The organism is Phascolarctobacterium succinatutens CAG:287, from assembly GCF_000434895.1.
GTDB lineage: Bacteria > Bacillota > Negativicutes > Acidaminococcales > Acidaminococcaceae > Phascolarctobacterium_A > Phascolarctobacterium_A succinatutens_A.
The window spans coordinates 1,733-26,287 of the sequence record NZ_FR892771.1 but is presented as its reverse complement, the minus strand read 5'-3'; the positions used below and the strand labels follow the sequence as shown (position 1 = coordinate 26,287).

Annotated in this window: 24 protein-coding genes; 23 read left to right on the top strand and 1 reads right to left on the bottom strand. The window is 50.1% G+C overall.

All coding sequences use genetic code 11. From position 1 onward, the window contains the following. Positions 1–53: 53 nt before the first annotated feature. Positions 54–1,367, bottom strand: coding sequence for an acyltransferase (locus tag BN587_RS11310; protein WP_021719587.1), 1,314 nt, complete (start codon positions 1,365–1,367; stop codon positions 54–56). 252 nt (positions 1,368–1,619) lie between these two features. On the opposite strand from BN587_RS11310, the gene BN587_RS02570 reads away from it, so the two are divergent. From BN587_RS02570 to BN587_RS02460, 23 genes are all read left to right on the top strand, one after another. Further along, positions 1,620–2,576 carry an aspartate carbamoyltransferase catalytic subunit gene (locus tag BN587_RS02570; protein WP_021719586.1) on the top strand — a complete coding sequence of 319 codons (957 nt, stop codon included), beginning with the start codon at positions 1,620–1,622 and terminating at the stop codon, positions 2,574–2,576. Further along, positions 2,560–3,855 carry a dihydroorotase gene (locus BN587_RS02565; RefSeq protein ID WP_021719585.1) on the top strand — a complete coding sequence of 432 codons (1,296 nt, stop codon included), beginning with the start codon at positions 2,560–2,562 and terminating at the stop codon, positions 3,853–3,855. Before BN587_RS02570 ends, BN587_RS02565 begins: the two co-directional genes overlap by 17 nt. Next, on the top strand, positions 3,840–4,919 hold the full coding sequence (locus BN587_RS02560) for a carbamoyl phosphate synthase small subunit (protein WP_021719584.1): 1,080 nt from the start codon (positions 3,840–3,842) through the stop codon (positions 4,917–4,919). Before BN587_RS02565 ends, BN587_RS02560 begins: the two co-directional genes overlap by 16 nt. A gap of 2 nt (positions 4,920–4,921) precedes the next feature. Further along, positions 4,922–8,131 carry a carbamoyl-phosphate synthase large subunit gene (gene carB, locus BN587_RS02555; protein ID WP_021719583.1) on the top strand — a complete coding sequence of 1,070 codons (3,210 nt, stop codon included), beginning with the start codon at positions 4,922–4,924 and terminating at the stop codon, positions 8,129–8,131. A 2-nt stretch (positions 8,132–8,133) separates the two neighbouring features. Continuing rightward, positions 8,134–8,901: a dihydroorotate dehydrogenase electron transfer subunit gene (locus tag BN587_RS02550; protein ID WP_021719582.1), complete on the top strand. Its 768-nt coding sequence runs from the start codon at positions 8,134–8,136 to the stop codon at positions 8,899–8,901. After that, entirely contained in the window at positions 8,895–9,860 is a 966-nt protein-coding gene (locus BN587_RS02545) for a dihydroorotate dehydrogenase (RefSeq protein ID WP_021719581.1), read from the top strand. Before BN587_RS02550 ends, BN587_RS02545 begins: the two co-directional genes overlap by 7 nt. Before the next feature lie 64 nt (positions 9,861–9,924). Next, positions 9,925–10,641 carry an orotidine-5'-phosphate decarboxylase gene (gene pyrF / locus BN587_RS02540; RefSeq protein WP_021719580.1) on the top strand — a complete coding sequence of 239 codons (717 nt, stop codon included), beginning with the start codon at positions 9,925–9,927 and terminating at the stop codon, positions 10,639–10,641. A gap of 4 nt (positions 10,642–10,645) precedes the next feature. Further along, positions 10,646–11,227 (top strand): orotate phosphoribosyltransferase, encoded by a 582-nt coding sequence (gene pyrE / locus BN587_RS02535; protein ID WP_021719579.1) that lies wholly within the window; start codon positions 10,646–10,648, stop codon positions 11,225–11,227. Between the two features lie 476 nt (positions 11,228–11,703). Then, entirely contained in the window at positions 11,704–12,585 is an 882-nt protein-coding gene (locus tag BN587_RS02530) for a phosphate ABC transporter substrate-binding protein (protein ID WP_021719578.1), read from the top strand. A 242-nt stretch (positions 12,586–12,827) separates the two neighbouring features. Next, entirely contained in the window at positions 12,828–13,733 is a 906-nt protein-coding gene (gene pstC / locus BN587_RS02525) for a phosphate ABC transporter permease subunit PstC (protein WP_021719577.1), read from the top strand. Continuing rightward, entirely contained in the window at positions 13,730–14,614 is an 885-nt protein-coding gene (gene pstA / locus BN587_RS02520; protein ID WP_021719576.1) for a phosphate ABC transporter permease PstA, read from the top strand. The genes pstC and pstA overlap by 4 nt, the downstream gene beginning before the upstream one ends. Beyond that, the gene (gene pstB, locus BN587_RS02515; protein WP_021719575.1) at positions 14,611–15,378 is read left to right on the top strand and encodes a phosphate ABC transporter ATP-binding protein PstB; all 768 of its coding nucleotides are present in this window, start codon (positions 14,611–14,613) and stop codon (positions 15,376–15,378) included. The genes pstA and pstB overlap by 4 nt, the downstream gene beginning before the upstream one ends. A 189-nt stretch (positions 15,379–15,567) precedes the next feature. Next, positions 15,568–16,215, top strand: a complete 648-nt coding sequence (gene phoU, locus BN587_RS02510; RefSeq protein WP_021719574.1) for a phosphate signaling complex protein PhoU — start codon at positions 15,568–15,570, stop codon at positions 16,213–16,215. Between the two features lie 235 nt (positions 16,216–16,450). Beyond that, the gene (locus BN587_RS02505; RefSeq protein ID WP_021719573.1) at positions 16,451–17,155 is read left to right on the top strand and encodes a tRNA (adenine(22)-N(1))-methyltransferase; all 705 of its coding nucleotides are present in this window, start codon (positions 16,451–16,453) and stop codon (positions 17,153–17,155) included. Continuing rightward, positions 17,130–17,918 carry a Nif3-like dinuclear metal center hexameric protein gene (locus BN587_RS02500; RefSeq protein ID WP_021719572.1) on the top strand — a complete coding sequence of 263 codons (789 nt, stop codon included), beginning with the start codon at positions 17,130–17,132 and terminating at the stop codon, positions 17,916–17,918. The genes BN587_RS02505 and BN587_RS02500 overlap by 26 nt, the downstream gene beginning before the upstream one ends. A gap of 18 nt (positions 17,919–17,936) precedes the next feature. After that, on the top strand, positions 17,937–18,863 hold the full coding sequence (locus BN587_RS02495) for a 3'-5' exoribonuclease YhaM family protein (protein ID WP_021719571.1): 927 nt from the start codon (positions 17,937–17,939) through the stop codon (positions 18,861–18,863). After that, positions 18,860–19,594 (top strand): M48 family metallopeptidase, encoded by a 735-nt coding sequence (locus BN587_RS11305; RefSeq protein ID WP_021719570.1) that lies wholly within the window; start codon positions 18,860–18,862, stop codon positions 19,592–19,594. The genes BN587_RS02495 and BN587_RS11305 overlap by 4 nt, the downstream gene beginning before the upstream one ends. Positions 19,595–19,806: 212 nt before the next feature. Beyond that, complete coding sequence (locus tag BN587_RS02485; protein WP_366517731.1) at positions 19,807–20,511, top strand: response regulator transcription factor; 705 nt, start codon at positions 19,807–19,809, stop codon at positions 20,509–20,511. A gap of 42 nt (positions 20,512–20,553) precedes the next feature. Further along, positions 20,554–22,062 carry a sensor histidine kinase gene (locus tag BN587_RS02480; RefSeq protein ID WP_049897148.1) on the top strand — a complete coding sequence of 503 codons (1,509 nt, stop codon included), beginning with the start codon at positions 20,554–20,556 and terminating at the stop codon, positions 22,060–22,062. Then, positions 22,059–22,577 (top strand): YqeG family HAD IIIA-type phosphatase, encoded by a 519-nt coding sequence (locus BN587_RS02475; protein ID WP_021719567.1) that lies wholly within the window; start codon positions 22,059–22,061, stop codon positions 22,575–22,577. The genes BN587_RS02480 and BN587_RS02475 overlap by 4 nt, the downstream gene beginning before the upstream one ends. Continuing rightward, positions 22,574–23,353: a carbon-nitrogen family hydrolase gene (locus BN587_RS02470; protein WP_021719566.1), complete on the top strand. Its 780-nt coding sequence runs from the start codon at positions 22,574–22,576 to the stop codon at positions 23,351–23,353. Before BN587_RS02475 ends, BN587_RS02470 begins: the two co-directional genes overlap by 4 nt. Further along, complete coding sequence (locus BN587_RS11300) at positions 23,353–23,820, top strand: hypothetical protein (protein ID WP_049897147.1); 468 nt, start codon at positions 23,353–23,355, stop codon at positions 23,818–23,820. The genes BN587_RS02470 and BN587_RS11300 overlap by 1 nt, the downstream gene beginning before the upstream one ends. A gap of 85 nt (positions 23,821–23,905) precedes the next feature. Beyond that, complete coding sequence (locus BN587_RS02460) at positions 23,906–24,439, top strand: M15 family metallopeptidase (protein WP_303684801.1); 534 nt, start codon at positions 23,906–23,908, stop codon at positions 24,437–24,439. Positions 24,440–24,555 lie beyond the last annotated feature (116 nt).

Sequence of the window (24,555 nt, the reverse complement as noted above, 5' to 3'; positions counted from 1 at the left end):
TAGACGTTGTGTGCTTGAAAAAGCACGCAACGTCTTTTTGCTTTGTATTGAATTCACCGTTTGCCTGTAAACAGCAGCTTTGCCGTACTGCATTTTGCAAATGCCTTCGACAGCAGGATGCTGAGGGCCAGCGAGCAGAGCACCAGCAGCACGTAGGAAAGGGCTACCTTTTTAACGGTCATGATGATGCCGAAATGGTTATAGGCGCTGCTGAGCCAGTCCAAGAGCAGCGGATGCACAAAGTAGATGAGCATAGAATAAGCGGAAAGGATGCTGATGGCCTTGTAGATTAAAGTGGTTATAGAACCCCTCTCAGTCACCTTGCGGTGACAGCTCCCCGACGCTAAGACCCAGCTTGTCGTGAGCTTGCGCGGCGACAAGCTGTTGGTCGTGCTAATGTCGCTTGCGACGACAAGGGGAGCCTCTGTATGCGATGCTGCTTGAGGGATAGATTGCAGTGCATTGGGAGCCTCTGTATATGCTTTTGCCTGCGCTCTGCGCTCCAGCCAGTCCAGTGCCAGGCAGAAGAAGAGCAGCGAGCCTACAGTGTAGCAGAGTCCCTGCGGGCTGAGCTGGTGATAGGTGTTGGCCAGATCAATTAGCGTATAGCCTTTGACAGTAACTGCTTCGTAACAGCTTTGTACGTCCCAGGCCACGCTTGCAGCAAAAATTACGCATACCATGGTGCTGTATCTGCGCAGAAGGGCGATGAATTTTTCCCAATAGCAGGCTGCCAGGCCGCCGCTTATAAAAATAAGCAGATAATGCAAGGGAAGATAGTTGAGGCGATAATCAAAGAAATTTTTAGCCAAGACGCTCCAACCCGCTGTGTTCAAGCCCGGATGCGTTGTCCACCAGTTAAATACAAGCTGGAAAATGAATAAAAGCACTAGCATAAACGGTATACTTTGATGTATAATTATACGCAGAAGCCGGCGCCAGAGCGGATAGCTTGCATAAAACCATAGCAGGATAACCATAAAATACAAATGGTAGCAGCCCAGGCCGAAGAATAAAACATAGGCCACATGCAGCGGATTCCAGCTGACGAAGCCCGGTGGCAGAATCAGCCAGAAGTAAAGCATGTAAAAAAGCGACCAGCTGAGATAGGGCAGGCCTGCTCCCCGCAAACGCTTCTTCATAAAGTCGATATAGTTCAGCCGGCTGCCGCTTAAAAGGCCTTTATCCGTACAGGCAAGGCCGTAGCCGGAGATAAAGAAAAAGGAGGGGACACTGTAACGGCTTAAAATCTCCAGTAATAAGTAAAGAGTAAAGTTGTTGGGGGCAAGTGCCAGGCTGCCGATATGAATACCGATGACGCCCAGCATGCAGATGCCACGCAGATTATCTATAATGGTGTTTCGCATAAGTACCTCGCTAATTTTTAATCTTCTTTATTATACTATAAGTAAAAAAATCCTGCCAAGATTTTACCTCGAAATATTTGACGTATTCTTCATTAAGGTGTAAAATATATACAATCAATTTGCACCTTTAAATTGGTCCTGTGAGACTGCAAGGTATAAGTTATTATGAAACCTAAGGCCTTTTTGCACCATCATGGGACGAGAAGGCCTTTTATTATGCAATTTTATTATAAAAAACAGGAGGTAAAGCTAATGGCTAAATCAAATGTATCTCTGGGTGGCAGAGATATACTGGATCTGGAAAGCCTCAGCGTTGAGGAAATCGAGCTGGTTTTGAAAACCGCTGAGGAAATGAAGAAGATTATGAAGAGGGATATCAAAAAGGTGCCCTCACTGCGCGGTAAATCTATCATCAATCTGTTCTATGAGCCCAGTACACGTACCCGTACATCCTTCGAGCTGGCAGGCAAATATCTGGGTGCCGATGTAGTAAACATCACTACATCCTCCTCCAGTGTTGTCAAAGGTGAATGCCTGCGCGACACCATCCTGACTGTACAATCCATGGCTTGTGATGCGATTGTTATGCGTCACCCCATTGAAGGCGCTGCAGCATATGCTGCTAAGGTTGCAGACCCTGTAATCATCAACGCCGGCGATGGCGCACACGCACATCCTTCTCAAGGCTTCCTGGATATGTTTACTATCCGTGAGCAGGGCAAAAACCTGAAGGGCTTGAAAATGGCAATTATCGGCGATATTCTCTACAGCCGTGTTGCCCGCACCAATATTGCTGCCTGGACCAAAATGGGCGCTGATGTACACGTTGCAGGTCCTATGACTCTGCTGCCGCACGACATCGCTTCTCTTGGCGTTACAGTACACAAACGCGTTGAAGAAGCAATCGAAGGCGCTGACGTAATCGATATCCTGCGTATTCAGCTGGAGCGTCAGCAAAAGGGCCTGTTCCCGTCTCCGCGTGAATATGCACGTATCTTCGGTATTAACGAAAACCGCCTGAAGCTGGCTAAGCCTGACGTAACCGTGCTGCATCCAGGCCCGATGAACCGTGGTCTGGAAATCTCCTGGGAGGTTGGTTACTGCGATAACGCCGCAATCCGTACTGAGGTACAAAACGGCGTAGCTGTACGTATGGCACTCTTATTCTTGACTTTGACAGGAGGTAAACACATTGAAAACATTGATTAAAAACGGCAGGGTAGTAGACCCCAGCCAAAAATTAGATGCTGTAATGGATATCCTCGTTGAGGATGGCAAAATCAAAGCTTTGGGCAAGGATATTGCCGAAGCAGCTGACGAGGTTTTTGATGCAACCGGCCTCGTAGTAACTCCTGGTCTGATTGACGTACATACTCATATGCGTGAGCCCGGCCTGGAAGCTAAGGAAGATATTATCAGCGGTACCAAGGCTGCTGCTGCCGGCGGTGTAACCACCGTTGCCTGCATGCCTAATACCAAGCCTGTTATTGATACCTCCATCGTAGTAAGCGGTATTAAAGAACGCGCTCGCGAGGAAAGCTACGCTAACGTTGAAGTTATCGGTGCAATCAGCAAGGGCGAAAAGGGCGAAGAGCTGGCAGAGATGGGCGACATGGCAGAAAAAGGCGCTATGGGCTTCTCCGATGACGGCCACTATGTAAAGAGCTCCCGCCTGATGGTGCTGGCTGCCAAATATGTAACTGCTTTCGACAAACCTTTGCTGTGCCATGCAATTGATCCTGAGCTGGATTCCGAAGGCTACATGCATGAAGGCGCTGTTTCCGCACGTATCGGCGTACCGGGCGTACCGGCAATCAGCGAGGATATCGCTGTTGCACGTGACTGCATCATCGCTGAATACACCGGCGCACATGTACACATCTGCCACGTTGCCTCCAAGGGTGCTATCGACATCATCCGCCAGGCTAAAAAACGCGGCGTGAATGTTACCAGCGAAGTAACCGTACATCATCTGACTCTGACTGATGAGGCTTGCGCAGATTACAATTCCGCAACCCGCGTTAACCCGCCGCTGCGCAGTGCAGACCATGTACAGGCTATGCGTGAGGCTGTTTTAGACGGCACTGTTGACGCAATCGTTACCGACCACTCCCCTCATGCTCCGGAAGAAAAGGATGTTGAATTCCGTTATGCTCCGAACGGCTTCTGCGGTCTGGAAACCTCTCTGGCAGTAATGCTGACTGACTTATATCATACCCATGTATTCGACCTGAATACTATTATCAGCAAAATGAGCTGCGAGCCTGCTAAGCTGTTCAAGCTTGCCGGTGGTACTCTGAAAGAAGGCAGCGTTGCTGATATCACTATTATGGACCTGAATAAAAAATGGACTGTTGACAGCTCCAAATTCTATACCCGCGGCAAATTCACCCCGTACGAAGGTAAGGCTTGCACCGGCAAGGCTGTTGCCACTATGCTGCACGGTAATTTTGTAATGAGGGATGGTGTAGTATGCACGAAAAAGTGAGAAAAGGAAAATTAGTTTTAAAAGACGGCAGCGTTTTTGAAGGCACTCTGTATGGTGGCAAACGCAATGCTGTAGGTGAGGTTGTATTCACCACCGGCATGAGCGGTTACCAGGAGACCTTGACCGACCCGTCCTTTTGCGGTCAGATTGTAGTAATGACCTATCCGCTGGTAGGCAACTATGGCTGCAACCCGCTGTTTAACCAAGGCAAGAAATGCTTCTTCCAGGGCTTCGTTATCGGCGAGCTGTGCGATTGCCCCAGCAACTGGCGCAATGAGCAGAGCCTGGAGGACTTTCTGACTGAACAGGATATCCCGACCTTAGCAGGTGTAGATACACGTGCTATCACCCGTAAAATCCGTAATCACGGCGTACTGCAGGGCGTAATCGTTCCGGCAGAAATGCCTGAGGAGGAAGTACAGAAGCTGCTGGCTTTACCGGCAGTACACAACCAGGTTGAGGAGGTTACCACTCCCGAGGTTTACACCATGGGTGAGGGCAAGCTGCATGTAGCTGTTATGGACTTCGGTATTAAACGCAATATCCTGAAATCCATTGAAGCCTTTGGCTGCCGCCTGACAGTATTCCCTGCTTCCGCTACCGCAGAAGAGGTGCTGGCATGTGATCCGGACGGTATCTTCCTGTCCAACGGCCCCGGCGACCCGAAGGATTTGCCTGAGGTTATTGAAAACATTAAGAAATTAATCGGCAAAAAACCGATTTTCGGTATCTGCCTCGGTCATCAGCTCATGGCTTTGGCTAACGGCGCTGATACTTATAAAATGAAATTCGGCCATCGCGGTATTAACCAACCGGTAAAATACCTGGCAACCGGCCGCATCTACATCAGCGCCCAAAATCACGGCTATGCTGTAGATGAAAAATCTCTGGAAGGCAAGGGCATCAACATCAGCCACATTTCTATGAACGACGGTACTATCGAAGGCCTGGAATACACCAAGCATCCTACCTTTACCGTTCAATATCATCCGGAAGCCTGCCCTGGCCCTGGTGATCATGATTATTTGTTTAAACATTTTGTTGATATGATGGAGGGTCGTTAATTATGCCGAAACTTAAAGATATTAAAAAGGTTCTCGTTATCGGCTCCGGCCCTATTATTATCGGTCAGGCAGCAGAGTTTGACTATGCAGGCACCCAGGCTTGCCGTGCTCTGAAGGAGGAAGGCCTGGAGGTTGTACTGGTAAACAGTAACCCTGCAACCATTATGACTGATGTGCATGTGGCTGACCGTGTATATGTTGAACCTATCAGCATTGAATTCATTGAAAAAATTATCAAACGTGAGCGTCCTGATTCCCTGCTGGCAACACTTGGCGGTCAGGTTGGCCTGAACATGGCTATGAAGCTGGACGAGCAGGGTATCCTGAGCAAATACAACGTTCGTCTGCTGGGCACTCAGATCAGCGCTATCAAACGTGGCGAAGACCGCGAAATGTTCAAGGAAACTATGGAGAAAATCCATCAGCCGATTCCTGAAAGCACTATCGTAGAAACCATTGAAGCTGCTTGCGACTTCGGCAAGGAAATCGGTTATCCGCTGATTGTCCGTCCTGCTTATACCCTCGGTGGTACCGGCGGCGGCATTGCTGAAAACGAGGAAGAGCTGATTGACATCGTGCAAAAGGGCCTGGGCTACAGCCCTATCGGTCAATGCCTGATTGAACGCAGCATCGCCGGCTGGAAGGAAATCGAATTCGAGGTAATCCGTGACGCTGCTGACAACTGCATTACCGTCTGCTCCATGGAAAACGTGGACCCTGTTGGCGTACACACCGGCGATTCCATCGTTGTGGCTCCGGCACAGACTCTGAGCGATAAAGAAGTACAGCTGCTGCGTCAGGCTTCTATCGATATCGTGCGTGAGCTGGGCGTAGTTGGTGGCTGTAACGTACAGCTGGCTCTCGACCCGTACTCCGAAAACTACTATGTAATCGAAGTTAACCCGCGTGTAAGCCGTTCTTCAGCACTGGCTTCCAAAGCTACCGGTTATCCGATTGCTAAGGTTACCAGCAAAATTGCTGTCGGCTACAACCTGGACGAAATCGAAAACGCTGTTACCAAAAAGACTAAGGCTTGCTTCGAGCCTACCATTGACTATATCGTACTGAAATTTCCGCGTTGGCCGTTCGATAAATTCGTAACTGCTGACCGCACCCTGGGCACTCAGATGAAGGCTACCGGTGAGGTTATGGCAATTGAGCGCAGCTTTGAAGCTTCTATGCTGAAAGCAGTTCGCTGCCTGGAAATCGGCCTCAATCATCTGGAAATGCCTGAGCTGAAGGCTTTGAGCGATGAAGAAATTCATGACCGCATCAAACGCATTGATGACGAGCGCTGCTTCGTTGTTGCTGAGGCTATCCGCCGCGGCATTACTCTGGAAGAGATTCACGATATCACCAAGATTGACCTGTGGTTCCTCTCCAAAATCCAAAACATCATTAAAATGGAAAAAGCTCTGGAAACTCACGAGCTGACTCCGAGCCTGCTGCGTAAGGCTAAGAGAATGGGCTTTGCCGATGCTGTTATCGGTAAACGCGTAGGCAAGACTGAGTTTGAAATCCGTGATATGCGTAAGGCTAACGGCATTCTGCCGACCTACAAAATGGTTGATACCTGCGCTGCGGAATTTGAAGCTGCAACCCCGTACTACTATTCCTGCTACGAAACCGAGGATGAGGTTGAAGTAAGCGACAGAAAGAGAGTAGTTGTACTCGGCTCCGGTCCTATCCGTATCGGTCAGGGCGTAGAATTTGACTACTGCTCCGTACACTGCGTATGGGCGTTGAAGGAAATGGGTTATGAAACCATTATCATCAACAACAACCCGGAAACCGTTTCCACTGACTTCGATATTTCCGATAAACTGTACTTTGAGCCGCTGACTGTTGAGGATGTTCTCAACGTTATCGACAAAGAAAAACCGGAAGGCGTTATTGTTCAATTCGGTGGTCAGACCGCTATCAACCTGGCAGGTCCGCTCTCCCGCGCAGGCGTGAAGATTCTGGGCTCCTCAGTTGACAGCATCGACCGCGCTGAGGACCGTGAACGTTTCGATGAGCTGCTGACAAGCTGCAATATCCCGCGTCCGCAGGGCCACACCGTATTTGATACCGAGGGTGCGCTGGTTGCTGCACACAATGTTGGCTATCCGACTATGGTTCGTCCTTCCTACGTACTGGGCGGCCGTGCTATGGAAATCGTTTATAACGATGACGAGCTGCGCAACTACATGACCTACGCTGTTAAGGCTTCTCACGAGCATCCGGTACTGGTTGACCATTACCTGCAGGGCACTGAGGTAGAGGTTGACGCTATCTGCGACGGCAAGGAAGTATTAATCCCCGGCATTATGGAACATGTTGAACGTGCAGGCGTACACAGTGGTGACTCCATCGCCGTATATCCGCCGCGCAGCCTGAGCGAGAGTGTTATCCGCACCATTATCGAATACACCAATAAAATGGCTCTGGGTCTGGAAGTTAAGGGCATGATTAACATTCAGTACATCGTTCGTGACGAGCATGTCTATGTAATCGAGGTTAACCCGCGTTCCTCCAGAACCGTACCGTTCCTGAGCAAGATTACCGGCATCTCCATGGTAGACGTTGCTACCAGATGCGCAATGGGCATGAGCCTCAAAGAGCAGGGACTGCAAGCAGGCCTGCGCTTCTTCCCGGACTACTATGCTGTTAAAGCTCCTGTATTCAGCTTCAATAAGATGAGCAACGTAGATATCACCCTTGGACCTGAAATGAAATCCACCGGTGAGGTTATGGCCTGCGACTACCAGTACAGCCGTGCGCTGTATAAGGCCTGCATCGCTTCCGGTATCAATGTACCGCACGAGGGTGCAATCCTGATTACTGTTGCTGATATGGATAAGCCTGAGGCAGTTGCTATTGCCCGCGGCTTTGAAGAACTGGGCTATACTGTTATCGCAACCGACGGGACTGCGGAATATCTGCAGCAATACGGTGTAACTGTTGAGGTTGCTACCAAAGTAAGTGAAGGTCATCCGAACCTGATTGATGATATCAAGAGCGGCCGCATCGGCATGGTTATCAACACCACCAACCACGGCCGTGACGCTGAACGTGACGGCTTCAAAATCCGCCGTTCTACTGTAGAGCATGCAATTGCCTGCCTGACCTCTATGGATACTGCACGCGAGCTGCTGAACGTTATGAGCGCAATGCGTCGTCGCAGCGTTGTACGCGTTACCGCTCTGCAGGACCTGACCTGGGAGGATTGATTATGTCTAAAACTATTGCGAGTGCCAAGGTAATTGGTCAACGAGTTTTAAATAGTACGACAAAATTAATAAATGTTTATGCACCGGAAATCGCTGCCGAAGCTGTCCCCGGACAGTTCGTCAACGTGAAGGTGTGCAAGAATACTGCTCCGTTGCTGCGCCGTCCCTTCGGCGTAGCAGGAGTTAACAAGGCTGAGGGAACTATCACCATGATCTATCGTATCATCGGTGAAGCAACCCATATCCTGGCTGACGTTTGCAGCGGCGACGAGCTGAGCATCGTCGGCCCGTTGGGACACGGCTTTGATATGAGCGCCAAAAAACCGCTGCTGGTTGGCGGCGGTCTGGGTTTGGCTCCGCTGCTGTTTTTGGCAGAGGGCTTCGGTGAGGGCACTACTGATATCCTGATGGGCGGCCGCAGTGCCGAGGAATTGTTCTGGACCAAGCTTTATGAAAGCCTCAGCAAAAATATTTACCTGACCACCGACGACGGCAGTGTCGGCACTAAGGGTACCGTAATGGCCCTGCTGCCGCAGCTGTTGAAAGAGGGTGGCTATGACTGCGTATACGTTTGCGGTCCTGTACCGATGATGCGCGCAGTTGCCAACGCCTGCTTAGAAGCCGGCGTAAAATGTCAGGTATCTCTGGAAAAATATATGGCCTGCGGTCTGGGTGCGTGCCTGTCCTGTGCCTGCGAAGGCATCGGCAAGCGCATCAAGGTCTGCAAGGACGGCCCGGTGTTCTGGGCAGAGGAGGTAGGAGAATGGTAAAAGCATTGTATGATGGCCGTCTGGCAGTTGATATTGCCGGCGTGAAGATGGCTACTCCTGTTACTACCGGCTCCGGCACCTTTGGCTTTGGCCTGGAATTTACCGATTTTCTCGACCTGGAAAAGGTTGGCGCTGTTACCGTAAAGGGTACATCTCTGGAGCCTGCAGCAGGCAACAAGGGGCAGCGTGCGGTAGAAACCCCGTCCGGTATGCTGAACTGCATCGGTCTGGAAAACCCTGGCAGCGAGTACTTCTTGGAGCACACGCTGCCTGAGCTGAAAAAATATAATGTGCCTGTGATTGTCAACATCTACGGCCATACCCCCGAGGAATACGGCGCTGTTGCCAAAAAGCTGGATGTAGACGGTGTTGATGCAGTAGAAATCAACATCTCCTGCCCGAACGTCAAAGAGGGCGGCATTGTTTTCGGCACTGTGCCGGAGGCAGCTGCTGAGGTTGTACGTGCTGTTAAGGCCAACACCGGCAAAATGGTTATCGCCAAGCTTTCTCCGAACGTAACTGATATTGTGGTGATGGCGAAGGCTGTAGAAGCAGCAGGTGCGGATGCAATTTCCATGATTAACACGCTGCTCGGTACCAAGATTGATATTGAGCGTCAGCGTCCTGTGCTCGGCAATGTAACCGGCGGCCTCAGCGGTCCTGCTGTACGTCCGGTAGCAGTGCGCCTGGTTTACCAGGTAGCACAGGCTGTGCATATCCCCATCATCGGCATGGGCGGCATCATGTGTGCTGAGGATGCAATTGAGTTCATGCTGGCAGGCGCAAGCGCGGTAGCAGTTGGCACCGCAAACTTTGTACAGCCTGATATCGCTGAAACCATTGCTCATGGTATGCTGGCATATCTGGACAGACATAACGCGCAGAATATTTCCGAAATTGTCGGCTTGGCATTACCTGAAGGTAAAAAAAGCATGCCGTTGTATAACGACGCTGTATAACGACGATTTATAACGTTATTCTCCGGCGTTCTGAAAAAAATATATTTGATAGGGAGATTTTCTCATGCAACATGATGATAGATTAATAGTCGCACTCGACTTTCCTACCTTGGAGCAGGCTAAGGCTTGCGTTGTCGAATTGGGTGACGCAGTAAGCTACTACAAGGTTGGCATGGAGCTTTATTATGCAGTAGGCAGCGAAATAATCCGCTTCTTAAAGGAACAGGGCAAGCATGTTTTCCTGGACCTCAAGCTGCAGGATATTCCTAACACTGTTGCTCATGCACTTACCGTACTCAGCGATTTGGGTGCAGACATGATGAACGTTCATGCTGTCGGCGGCAAAAAGATGATGGCAGAGGCTGTTAAGGCTGTGCATGAGGCTGCTGAGGCAGCAGGCCGTCCGGCACCGAAGCTGATTGCTGTAACCATTCTTACCAGCATGGACGATGAACAGTTTGCTGATTTAAATTATAAAAATACCATTGCCGAGCAAGTTATCAGCCTGGCTAAGCTGGCGAAGGAAGCAGGCATGGACGGCGTTGTTGCTTCTCCTAAGGAGGCTGCGGCTATCCGTGAGGCTTGTGGCCCCGAGTTCCTGATTGTTACCCCGGGCGTGCGTCCTGCGGGCAGCTCTCTGGATGACCAGAAGCGCGTAGCAACACCGGCAGGCGCTTTGCAAAACGGCAGCAGTCACATCGTAGTAGGCAGACCTATTACTAAAGCTGAAGCAAGACAAGCAGCAGCATTGGCAATTGTAGAAGAGATTAAAGGAGTGTAAGCAAATGGCAGTTTTAGAAGAAAAAGATGTTATGAAAATGCTCGAGGAAACCGAAGCAGTTCTCCATGGTCACTTTTTGCTGACCAGCGGTCTGCACAGCCCTATGTATGTTGAAAAATTCAACGTACTGCAGCATCCTAAATATACCGAGCGCCTGTGCCAGGAAATCGCACGTCGTTATGAAAACGACAATATTGAACTGGTAGTTGGCCCGATGACCGGCGGTATCCTGCTGGCTCACGAGGTTGGCAAGGCTCTTGGCACCCGTGCTATCTTCACCGAGCGTGAAAACGGCAAAATGACTCTGCGTCGTGGCTTCCAAATTCCGGCAGGCACCCGCGTACTGGTTGTTGAAGACATCGTAACTACCGGCGGCAGCGTTAAAGAGGTTATGGAAGTAGTTAAAGAGCATGGCGGCGAGCTCGTAGGCGTTGGCCTGCTGGTTGACCGCAGCGGCGGCAAGGTAGACTTCGGCGTTCGCACCGAGGCTCTGCTGCACCTGAACGTAGAAACCTTTGATCCGGCAACCTGCCCGCTGTGCGCTAAAGGCGTACCGTTCACCAAACGTGGCAGAACTGGTAAATAAGCTCCAATTTGTCACGAGCTTTGCAAAGTGAGAAATAGTTGAGCCCGCTATCCTCGCTTGCGACCGAATAGGGAGCAAGAAAGAGGACAAGTAAGCTCTGACGAAAATCTTTGCGAAGTGAGAAATTGTTGGCCGCGCTATCCTCGCTTGCGACCGAACAGGGAGCAAGAAAGAGGATAAATGAGACACCCGATTTGTCACGAGCTTTGCGAAGTGAGAAACTGAATGTCGAATTATCCTCGAAGAGGACAAGTAAGCTAATCTAACCTAAATTTCACAGGCACCTGTTTATCAGCAAATGATAGGCAGGTGTTTTTTTGCGCATTTTTTGCTATTTAATATGCTCTTAACATCGGCATAATACTTCCTTAACAATGATATATTATACTAGCATCATAAACCACGAACACTACTGATAAGGCGCAGAACTTATCGGAAATAAATTTTTTCACGATGGTTGAAGGAGGAAATATATTATGAAATTGAAAAAAGTCGCATGTTTAGGTCTGGCAGCTATGGTAGCACTCGGTGCTTTGGGCTGCGGCAGTGATAACAAGGCTGCAGATAACAAAGCAGGCAGCAAGGTTACCGGCAGTGTAACCGGCAGCGGTTCTTCCGCACTTCTGCCGTTGGCAAAGGATGCAGCAAGCAAATTCAAAGCTATTAACCCGGATGTTTCCATCACCCTTAACGGTGGCGGCAGCGGCACCGGTCTGAAACAGGTTGCGGACGGCAGCGTTAACATCGGTAACTCTGACGTACCGGCAGAAAGCAAATTGAAACCCGAAGTTGCCAAAGGACTTGTAGACCACAAGGTTTGCGTAGTTACCATGGCTCCGGTTATCAACAAAGACCTGGCAGCTAAAGTAAAAAGCCTGACCAAGGCTCAGCTGACTGACATCTTCACCGCTAAGGTAACCAACTGGAAACAGGTTGGCGGCCCGGATGAACCTATCGTTCTGATTACCCGTCCTGCTACCAGCGGTACCCGCGCTCTCTTCCAGGAGTTCGCTCTGGGCGGTGCTAAAGAAGCAACCAACAAATCTTTGGAAACTGATGACTCAGGCACTCTGCTGCAAAGCGTAAAGGATAACAAAGGTGCTATCGGTTATGTTGCTCTGTCCTACCTCGTAAATAACAAGGACGTTGCAACCGTAGCAATCGACGGCGTAGAGCCTACTTTGGATAACACCTACAGCGGTAAATATCCTGTATGGGGTTATGAGCACATGTATACTAAAGGCGAAGCTACTGGCGCTGTAAAAGCATTCCTGGACTTCATCCTCTCTGCTGATTATGGCAAGGAAATTGAAAAGCAGGGGTATGGTGTTACTGCTAAGATGCAGGTTAAACGCTAAAATGGACTTCGGCTAAGGCGCATCTGCGTCAATCCCAAAACAATTATTACGCTTCCATCTAAACGAGAAGCAGGAAGACAGCATACGCCAAGAGATGCGTCTTCCCGATCTTCTCATCCCCTTTAGAATAAATATCGAGGCTGTGCCGGGCAGGAGCTGGTAAGTTATCAGCTGCGAGCCTCTGCATAGCCTTTAGTTTTACGAAAGAAATATTCACGAGTTACATCAGAGGAGAATAGTTTATGCAACAGGTTACAACAAATGCTTATAGGCAGGATGCGTTGTGGCGCTACATTATTACCGGCTGCGGCCTGGCGCTCATTGTTCTGACGCTGTCTATCGGCGCTTTCCTGTGCTACAAGGGCGTAGGCACGTTTACTACCTACAACCACAGTATTGCAGAGTTTCTTTTTTCGGCAGATTGGGCGCCGAGTGACAGCGCTGAGGGCGGCGGCAAGGTTGGTGCAGCCATATTCATCTTCGGTTCTGTTATTACCTGCGCATTGGCACTGGCGATTGCTGCACCGTTCAGCTTGGCAACCGCAATTTTTATGACGGAGATTTCGCCGGAGCTGGGCAAGCGCTTTGTCCAACCGGCTGTGGAGATTTTTGTAGGTATTCCTTCCGTAGTTTATGGCTGGATTGGCCTGACAATTTTGGTACCGCTGATTAAAAACATTTTTAACCTGCGCTTCGGCTTTTCCGTATTGGCTGCAGGTATTGTGCTGGCGGTCATGATTTTCCCGACCATCACCAGTCTGGCGGCAGATGCACTGCGCAGCATTCCTAAAAGCTACCGCGCTGCTTCCTATGGTCTTGGCGCAACCCGTTGGCAGACTATTGCTAATGTGGTAGTGCCTGCGGCAGTTACCGGCCTGATGACGGCAGTTATCCTGGGCCTGGCGCGTGCCTTCGGCGAAGCGTTGGCTGTAGCGATGGTTATCGGCAAGATGCGTGCCTTTCCGGGCTCGCTGCTTGCTCCAACCAACAATCTGACGGCGGCGATTGCGGCAGATATGGGCGGTGCAATGGAGGGCAGCGAATACAACATTGCTTTGTGGACGATGGCGTTGCTGCTGTTTATCATCTCCCTTGCCTGCATTTTTGCCATCCACTTTTTAACTGCTAAAGGAGGGAAGCAGGCATGAATGACAGTATAGCGCGTGCAAAGCTTGTTGATAAGCTGATGACAGCTGTGTTTTATTGCGTAGCAGGCTTCTTTATCCTGCTGCTCGTGGCTTTTGCCCTGTACGTTATCATTAACGGCTTCAAGGATTTCAGCTGGAGCCTGATATCCTTTGAGGGCAGCGGCATCGGTAATTTGTTCTTCAACACTATTTATCTGGTTTTCCTATCGCTGCTGGTGAGCGTGCCTCTGGGAGTCGCTGCCGGCATTTATATGGCGGAATACGCTAAGCAGGGCAAGTTCACCAAGTTCCTGCGCATGTGTATCGAAACGATGTCTTCACTGCCGTCTATCGTTGTCGGCCTGTTCGGTTACCTGGTATTTATCGTAATGACTGGCTCACAGTGGAACCTGTTCAGCGGTGCGCTGGCAGTTTCTATCCTCAGTATTCCGCTGATTATGACGGTCACAGAGGATGCCTTCAAATCGCTGCCGCAGGGCTATAAGCGCGGTAGCCTGGCCATGGGCGCAACTCTGTGGCAGACTATTTACAAGGTGCTGCTGCCTGCGTGCCTGCCGCGTATTATGACCGGCGTTATCCTGGCTGCAGGCCGTGGCTTCGGTGAAGCGGCAGCTCTCTTGTATACCGCAGGCATGAGCACCGATATCAACTGGAACAGCTGGAACCTGCTGTCTCCGTCCTGCCCGCTGAACCTCTTCCGTCCCGGTGAAACGCTGGCACTGCATATCTGGGCATCGCGTACCGAGGCGCTGGCAGCTAATGCGGCGCAGATGGCCAACCTTTCTTCAGCAATATTAATGCTGCTTGTGCTGTCCTTTAGCTTGGGCGCACGTTACCTGAGCACTTATTTAGACACAAAAACCGGAGGTAGCAGAAAATGACGAATGATAATGCTGCAACTAAATTATTAGTGCAGGACCTGGATTTGTATTATGGCAAATTCCAGGCGTTGAAAAAAATAAATCTTGATATTAAGGAAAAGGAAATTACCGCACTTATCGGCCCTTCCGGCTGCGGCAAATCCACCTTTTTGAAAACACTGAACAGAATGAACGACCTGGAAGAGGGCGTGCGCATTGAAGGCAGCATTGCACTGTATGGCAAGGATATTTTTGCGGAGATTGACCCCATCAGCCTGCGTCACCGTGTTGGTATGGTCTTTCAGCAGCCTAACCCCTTCCCGAAAAGCATTTATGATAACGTTGCTTACGGTCCGCGTATCCATGGCGTGACGAAAAAGAGCGAGCTGGACGAGATTGTAGAGCGCAGTCTGCTTCAGGCTGCCATCTGGGACGAGCTGAAGGACAGACTGAATAAGAGTGCGCTGGGCCTTAGCGGTGGCCAGCAGCAGCGCCTATGCATTGCACGTACCCTGGCCGTGCAGCCGGAGGTTATCCTCATGGACGAGCCTACCAGTGCGCTGGACCCGATTTCTACGATGAAGATTGAGGATTTGGCATTGGAGCTGAAGAAGGATTACACCATCGTTATTGTTACGCATAATATGCAGCAGGCTGCACGTATTTCTGACAAAACAGCCTTCTTCCTTTTGGGCGAGCTGATTGAGTTCAACGAAACGAAGCAGCTGTTTGCTAATCCGTCTAATCCTAAGACAGAAGAGTATATTACCGGCAGATTCGGTTGATGCAAGGAGAGGCGTGTAAATGCGATACTGAAAGGCTCTCCTAGGGGACAAAGTAAGGTATACTGTAGAAATGCTAATAAGTGCAGTTCCATCTCAGTCGCCCTGTGGGCGCCAGCTCCCCCCAAAGGGGAGCCTCTCATGTATCGCTGCTTACTTTGAATTTAAATTTGTTGAGAAAGGAACAATAAAATGACACGTAACAAATTCAACGAGGAGCTGAAGCAACTGCTCAACAGTGTGCGCGTGATGGGCGTAAATCTGGAGGATACACTGGATAAGGTTATCGCCAACCTGGAGCAGAAGGATGCAGCCTTGGCACAGCAGATAATCAGCGATGATGATAATTTTGACAACAGCGAGGTCAATATCGAAAAGCAATGCCTGGAGCTGGTGCTGACACAAACTCCGGTAGCAACCGACTGGCGCGAAATTGCCAGTTGCCTGAAGCTGGTGGGCGATATGGAGCGCATTGCCGACCATTGCAGTGATATCAGCCAATATACCTTGAAGCTGATTGAAAAGGATCCTGTGCCGCTGCCGGATAATTTTATGGCTATGCTGCAGGTTATGCGCCAGATGGTGTACGACAGCATCAGCGCCATCAGCGAAAATGATTTGGAGCTGGCCAATAAGGTTATTGCTACCGATGATAAGGTAGACAATTACTTTGCCGAAATGCGTCAGCATCTGACCACTGTAATGCAGCAAAAACCGCAATACGTACCCCAATATGTTGACTATCTGATGATTGCCAAATATGCGGAGCGCATTGCCGACCATTCCACGAATATCGCTCAATGGGTAATGTTTGTGGTAAAGAACGAACTGAAAAACTGAGCTTTGCATGCCAATCACGGCCTCCGCAGCAATGCGGGGTTTTTTTCTTTATTTCAGTAGTTGTCATAGCATTGGCAGCAGGCATCACTTTGCAGACTTGTTTTCTATATTCGTTGATTTGTGTTATAATAAAGTGTTAGAGTATTTACGTTCCGGACAGCTTCGTAAAATATTGCAGGCTGTGGCTGTCACGATTCAGAAACTAAGATTTTAGAGCAAATTCAGGAGGGACGCAATGCATATTGATAGACGATTAGAAACTATTGCCAACCTGGTGCCGCAGGGCTGTGTGCTGGCGGACATCGGTACAGACCACGCGTATTTGCCGGTGTGGCTGCTGGAAAAGCAAAGAATTTCCCGGGCAATTGCCGGTGATATTGCCGCAGGCCCCTGCCAGGCTGCGCGCACTACCGTGGCACAGTTTGGCCAGCATGAGCATGTAGATGTTCGTCAGGGCAGCGGCCTGAAGGTGCTGAGCCCCGGTGAAGCAGACTGCATTGCTATTGCCGGCATGGGTGCTTCTACCATTATCAGCATTCTGGAGGACGATATGGAGTTAGCACAGAGCGCAGAGCTTTTGGTGCTGCAGCCGATGGCAGGCGCTGCATCACTGCGCGCGTGGCTGTGCAGCCACGGCTGGCAGCTTGCTGCCGAGGAGCTGGTGGATGATGCTCCGCATTTTTACGAGATTATCGCCGCTAAGCGCGGCTCTGCGCCTGCCTACAGCACGGCAGAGTGCGCTGTAGGACCGCTGCTGCTGGCGCAGAAGCATCCGCTACTGGGTAAACAGCTGGAACGCCAGCTTGCTAGTTGCAGACAGCTGCTGGAGAACATGGGACGCAGCGAGCGCGCACGCGCGAGCGAAAAGTATAAGGAAATCGAAGCGTTGAAAGCAGAACTGGAGGTGCTGCAAAATGGCAAGCGTAGTGACAGTAAATGATATCATCAACCTGCTGGAGGAGATGGCGCCGCCGGAGCTGGCAGAATCCTGGGACAATGTCGGCTTGATGCTGGGCAGGCGCAATAAGCCTGTGCGCAAGCTGCTGTTGGCGCTGGATATGACACAGGAAACCGTAACGCAGGCCTTGACGAAGAAGGCTGATATGCTGATTACGCATCATCCGGCAATTTTTCACAAGCTGGGCAATGTGACGGACGCTGACTGGCAGCAGGAGCTTTTGCTGCAGCTGGCAGAAAACGGTGTTGCTGTTTACAGCGCGCACACTAATCTGGATTGCGTAGCGAATGGTGTCAACAGCGTGCTTGCCAAAAGATTGCGTTTGCTGGAGCCTGACGTACTGGATACAGTAAGCGGACTGGGACGCATTGGCGAGCTGGAAAAGCCGGCTAAGCTGCAGAATTTTGCACTCTTTGTCAAAAAGGCTTTGCAGGCTGATTATCTTACCATAGGCGATGCGGGACGCAAGGTTAAGCGTGTTGCCGTCTGCGGCGGTGCAGGTGCCGATTTGATCGGGCTGGCGTTGGCGCAGGGGGCGGACACGCTGGTGACGGGTGATGTGAAGTATCACGAGGCACAGCAGGCTGTCTTCAGCGGTCTGAACATTATCGATGCAGGCCATCAGCCGACGGAGCTGCCGGTGTTGGACGATTTGGCTGACAGATTATCGTTGCGCTTTACGGAAAAGCATTGGGACGTGGCAATTCAGGTAGCACGCGAAACACTGCTGCTGAAGCATATATAGAAAACAGGTGATGAAAAAATGATTAAGGATTTTAAGGCCGGCACTAAGGTATGCCAGGCAGTTTTAGTAAGAGTACAGAAGGTTGGTAATTCCTCTAACGGCGGCGTATTTGCCCGTGGTATGCTGGAGGATAACAGCGGACGCATTACTTTTATCTGCTTTGATGCAGTGCTGGTAGACAAGCTGCGTGAGCTGGAGGGCCCGACAGCCTTTATGATGGGCGGTAACGTTGACATCAACAAATTCAATAACGATATGACGCTGCAGGTTATAATCCAGCGTCTGGAAAACCTGCTGCCGCAGGACGATATCAGCAATCTGCTGCCACATGGTGATTTTGATGTAGAGGCTTATAAAACTAAGCTTGCCAATTATATCAAGGCAGTGCGCACTCCCGGGCTGCGTATGCTGCTGGAGACTATCTTCAGCGGTGCTACCTATGAGCGCTTTGTGACCAATCCCGCAGGCATGCGCATGCATCACGCTTATCTGGGCGGTCTGCTGCAGCATTCTATTGATGTTACCGGCCTGGCAGTAGCCATGGCGGAGCAGATTGAAGGCGTAGACAAGGACCTTGTTATTGCTGGCGCTCTTTTGCATGACATTGGCAAAATCCGTGAGATTTCTGCGGAAATCGGCTTCCCCTATACCAGTGAGGGACGTTTGCTCGGACACATTACCATGAGCTGCATGATGGTGCAGGAGGCAGCTGCCAAGCTGCGTTTGCCGTCCTCTCGTTTGGAGCAGCTGCAGCACATTCTGCTGTCTCACCATGGCGATAACGAAAAGGGTTCTCCGGTAGCCTGCTCTACACGTGAGGCCTTTGTTGTGCATTACGCCGACGAAATTAACGCCGTAATGAACCAGTTTGACGTGCATGACGGTAAAAGTGCTTGGGAATTCAACCGTATGCTGGGACGTAATATTCTGGTAGACAAGCTGTGAACAGCCGAATAATCCGCGAGACCGTGCTGAGCCTGCACGGTCTGAAGATAAAGCTTCAGTTTAAACTGGTCAAAAATATTACGCTGCGTATCAAAGAGAATGGCGACATCTTTCTCACTGCTCCTGTAGGGATGAGCGTAAGCGAGGTGCAGCGATTCTTAGAGAGCAGGGAGCAATGGCTGCGCCAAAAGCTGCAGCTGGTGCTGCAGGCGCAGCAAAAGCAGGATAAGAAGTACAGCATGGGCGAGCTTCCCTTTGACGGGCAGCATGTGTGGCTGTGGGGCAGGCGTTTGCCGGCGCACTTTTTGCTTAGCAGCAAAAAGCATGGTACCTATGAGGTGCAGGCTGACGCTGTCTGCTTTTATTATCGCAGCGAGCTGAGCGAGAAAGCTAGGTGCGCCTTTGTAGAATACTTCTATAAGCAGGAGTTAGCTGGCAGAGGAGAGCAGCTGCTGCAGGCATGGGAAAAGAAAATGGGCGTGCGTCATACAGGGCTTAAGGTGCATCGTATGAAAACGCGCTGGGGCTCCTGCAACGTGCGCACAGGCAGCATTAATCTGAATACGCTGCTGGCCTGCTGGCCGCAGGAGTGTCTGGAATATATCGTGGTGCATGAGCTGGCGCATTTGCACGAGGCTAATCATTCACCGCGCTTTCACGCGATTGTCGAACGCTATCTGCCCGAGTGGCGTGAGCGCAAAAAATTGCTGGCAGCCTTCAAGCCGCTTTAATAGCTGTCTTAAAACAAAAATTATAAGCATTTTCTGTGACAAATAATGCATTCGCGTTTACGTTTATGATAAAAGCAGTATATATATGTAAATCTTTTGTGAAAGCATACTAAGAAAGCAAGTATTTGTGCTATAATTATAGTAACATCTTGTAGGACTATGCCGTTTGCTCTGATAAATAAACGGTACGAGTCAGCTTAAAGGCAGGAGTGATGATTATGGCAAAACAGAAAATATTAATTGCTGATGATGAAGCGCAGATTCGCGAAATCTTGCGCATATATTTTGAGAAGGAAGGCTTTGAGGTTATTGAAGCCGAAGACGGTGCTGCCGCAATTTTGAAGGTGCAGTCCGAAAAACCGGATATTCTGCTGCTGGATATTATGATGCCAGTTCTCGACGGTATTGAGGTTTGCAAGCAGGTACGCAAGATGTCGGACCTGCCCATTATCATGGTTACGGCCAAGGATGATGATGATGACCGTATTGCCGGTCTGGAAATCGGCGCTGATGACTATATCACCAAGCCGTTCAATTCGCGTGAGGTAGTAGCCCGCGTGAAGGCTGTGCTGCGCCGTGCAGGCACGCAGGAGAAGAAAGGCGAGGTATCGCGCATCACCTATCCTGGCTTGATTATCGATATGGACCAATATCAGGTAACTGCATTTGGCAATAAAATGACCTTTACAACTAAGGAAATGGAGCTTTTGTGGTGCCTGGCATCTAACCCTGGCAAGGCCTTTAGCCGTAACCAGCTGCTGGAAACCATCTGGGGCTATTCCTATTATGGCGATACCCGTACTGTTGATACGCACATCAAGCGCATCAGACAGAAGCTGAACATTCCGCCTGATTCCAAATGGGATATTACGACTATCTGGGGTGTAGGCTACAAATTTGAGCTAAAGGACAACTAAATTATGAAAAAATCCCTAAGCACACGCTTGATGTATAGTTTTATGACTATCATAATTATCGTCGTTGTGGGGATTACAGCAGGCATATCGTACCTGATTGCTGACTACTTTTTCCAGATTAAGGAGCAGGAGCTGGCGGAAAAGGGAGATGAGATGGGGGAAACGATTGAAGCCTTCATCCGTCTGCAGGACCGCGATATGCTTAACCGTTATATTTTAGCTGTAGATAAGCTGGTTGGCGCACGCATCTGGCTGTTTGATGATAATTACGAGCTTTTGGCGGCCTCTAATTATGAAAATGTAAAGGAGACCGGGGAAGATTCTTCGCTGAAGTATTTTCTCAAGTACGGCGCCCCCTCGCGGCAGGAGCTGCAGGAGAGCGTCAGAAAACTTGATCAGGATATAAAGAGCAGTAAATTATCGTATCGCATTAAGGTGATACTGAATGATGTTTATGCCGGGAAGTCCTTCAAATCGCAGATTTATCATCCGTATTACAAGGAGCAGGTGATCCTGGTTGGTGTTCCGTATACCTTTGGTAACGGGCACACAGGCGCTATTTTGATGATTGAGCCCTTGAGCGGTTTCGAAAAATTCTTGCGAAATGTTTACATTTATATTATGATTGTAGGTATCGTTGCCATTATTTTCAGTTTGTTTCTGGTTAAGCGCCTCTCAGGTCTCATTATCCGGCCGGTGCTGGATATGAAGGACAATGCGCAGGCTATGGCTTCGGGAGATTATTCCCACAGGCTGCAGGTGCATGGCGATGATGAAATTGCCGAGCTGGGAAATGCACTCAATTCTTTAGGCAAGGATTTGGGTGATTACATTGCCAAGATGGAGCGGACGGAAAAAATCCGCCGTGATTTTGTGGCTAATGTATCGCATGAGCTGCGGACACCGATTACAATTATCCGTGGCTACAATGAGGCAATCTGTGATGGTATGGTAACGGATCCTGATCTGATTCAGCGTTACCGTGGCCTGATAAATGAAGAAACAGTCCGTCTGGAGCGCATGGTACGCGAGCTGCTGGATATCAGCAGGCTGGAGTCCAGCGACCCGCTGACTGTAAGCAACATGGATGAGCTGCCGCTGGCCGGTATCATCCGTAATGTCGCCGAAAAATTATCGGTGCGCTGCGTGAAGAATAATGTTACAATTAGTGTTCATGCAGACGATAATATCAAAATTTTGGGCGATGGAGACCAAATGGTACAGTTAATTATGATTTTGTGCGATAATGCCTTGAAATATTCGCCAGAAAATGGTACTGTATCAGTAGGTGCGAATAAGCTTGACGATGGTAGCGTGCTTGTAACAGTTGCTGACCAGGGCAAGGGCATCCCGGAGGAGGATATTCCGTTTATCTGGGAACGCTTTTACAAGGTGGAAAAATCGCATTGCCGCAGTGTTCCGGGAACGGGACTGGGGCTTGCTATTGCCAAAGAAATTATTCGCGTACACGGCGCCAGTGCCGAGGTTATCAGCAAATGTGGTTCTGGTACCACGTTTGAAATAAAATTTCCAAAGGATAAGGTAGTATGATTTTAAAGTATGTTTGCCCCGATTACAGAGTAAAAAGTTTATTTGACATTTCCGCAAAATGGCTGAAGCGCAATGGCTACACCAAAATTGTTGTTGATATTGACAATACCCTGCTGCCGCGCGACAAGAACCTGGTAGGCCCTCGTGCTATGACCTGGATTCGTCAGCTGCATCAGATGGGTATCAATGTGGCATTGATTTCCAATAATGGTGGTGACCGCATTAAGGGTATCACCCGTCAGACTGGTCTTGGCACCATTATGCGTGCTGCTAAGCCTTTGCCGATGGCTTACAAGCAGATTACTAAAGCTATGGGCGGCGGTAAGATTCTTTTTATTGGTGATCAGCTGTTGACCGACGTTTTAGGCGCTAAGGTTGCCGGTCATCCTGTAGTCTTTGTTGAATCCTTAGGCGGTAAGGAGCATTTCATTACCCGTTGCACCCGCAAGCTGGAGAAATTCTTCCTTGGTCGTCTGAACAGCAATAATATGATGCCTAAGGAGCGCGTATTATGAAAATAGCCCTGCTGCAGCTGGAGGTTCTGGAAAAGAATAAGGCGGCCAATGTGGCCCATGGTATGCAGCTGGCAGCGGATGCTGCCAAGGAGCATGATTTACTGGTGCTGCCCGAGGTGTGGACAACAGGCTATAGCCTCGGACACCTGGAGCAGGATGCTGAACCGCAGGCTTCACCTGTGCTGGCGCAGCTCGCGGAGCTGGCGCGTAGCGAGCAGTGTGCAATCCTCGCAGGCTCGGTACCGATGCGTCATGCTGACGGCAAGGTTTATAACACCTCTGCGGCTATCAATAAAAACGGTGAAATCGTCAATCTTTATGATAAGGTACATCTTTTCGGCCTTTTCCATGAAGAGGATTTCTTTGCTCCCGGCAATAATTTTCAAGCCTTTACATTAGATGGTCTGTGCTGCGGCTCGACTATCTGTTACGATTTACGTTTCCCTGAGCTTTTCCGTCATCTGGCTTTGCAGGGGGCACAGCTCATTTTCTGCCCGGCTGAGTGGCCGGAGGCGCGTGGAGATATCTGGCGCTTGCTGGCGCAGGCACGTGCTGCGGAAAACCACACCTTTGTGGTGGCAGTTAATTGTGCGGGCAGCTTTAAGGGTGCGCCGTTTTACGGTCATTCGATGGTGGTTGCGCCCAGCGGCAGGATTCTTGCTGAGGCAGGGATGCAGGAGGAGGTTGTTTCCTGCGAAATCAATCTGGCAGATGTTGCGAGGGTACGCAGCAGGCTTAATGCTTTAGCTGATGTACGCAAGGAGCTGATTCAATAGTGAATTACCGAAATTTGCTGGCCGGCCTGGCGGCCGGTCTGCTTTTCTATGCCCAGACAGGAGCGGAGCTTGCTCTGGCTTCCGTGCCTAAGGATGCGCCGAAGGATATCAAATATATTCTTGGCTTTTACTATGGCAACGGCGAAAATATTCTTATCCGTGAGAATAACGGCCGTCTGGAGCTGTTGTACCGCACTGCATTGGAGGACAAGTCCTTTGCTGCGGCTAATCTTTATCCGCTCAGCAAGGTGCATTTTGATTCCTACACTTTGCAGGAATCAGGACCGATGAGCAATACCGAAGCAGGTGTCCGCTTTGAGCGTGATCCTGATGGCTACGGTATTTCCTGCCGCGTCGGCGGTAATATCTACAAACGTTATTTTTTTTGTACGAAATCCCCCCAGCCGTTATTTTTTAGGTACGACTGCGGGCGAAAGGGCGAAGCCCTTCCGTCTGGAGGAGCGTAGTGCCGAGGATTGGACCAAGCTGCGTGCGGAGGCTGCTAAAGCAACCGTTCCTGCTGCTTTGGCAGCAGGTGAGCAGGCACAGCTGGTGGACGCTGCAACTGTTGCCGGTGTTAAGGTTAATTCTGTCTACGCAGGCAGTGACAACCTTTTCGGTGCGCCGCTTTATACTACGCCTAAGCTCTTTGTTTCTAAAGAGGCTGCAGCTGCCTTAGGTAAGGTGCAGCAGCGTCTGGCACCTTACGGCTACGGCCTGGTGCTGTGGGATGCGTACCGCCCCTGGTCGGTGAGTAAGCTGGCTAATCTGGCTTTGCCTGAGGGCAAGAAGGATATGCTGGAGGATCCGGAGGTTAAGGGAAGCGTGCATAATACCGGTAATGCTGTTGATGTGGGCTTGTATAGCCTTGATAGCGGCGAGGAGCTGGATATGGGCTGCGGCTTTGATGAGCCGTCGCTGCGCCAGTACGCCAGCTATGCTGGCGGTACGTCGCGTGAGCGCTATTTGCGCAGCCTGCTGCGTGAGGAGATGGAGCTGCAGGGGTTCAAGGGGATTGAGATGGAGTGGTGGCATTTTGAATACGGCGACTGCTCTAAGTTTGCCCATTTGAATGTAGCTAATTAGTGTTTAGTAATTAGTGATTAGTAGTAGCGTCGCAAGCGGTATACCGTTCCGCTCAGAGAAATTTTCCGTCAATCGCTTGCTGGGTTAAGTTTTCCTGAGAGGTTTGCAGAAGCGAG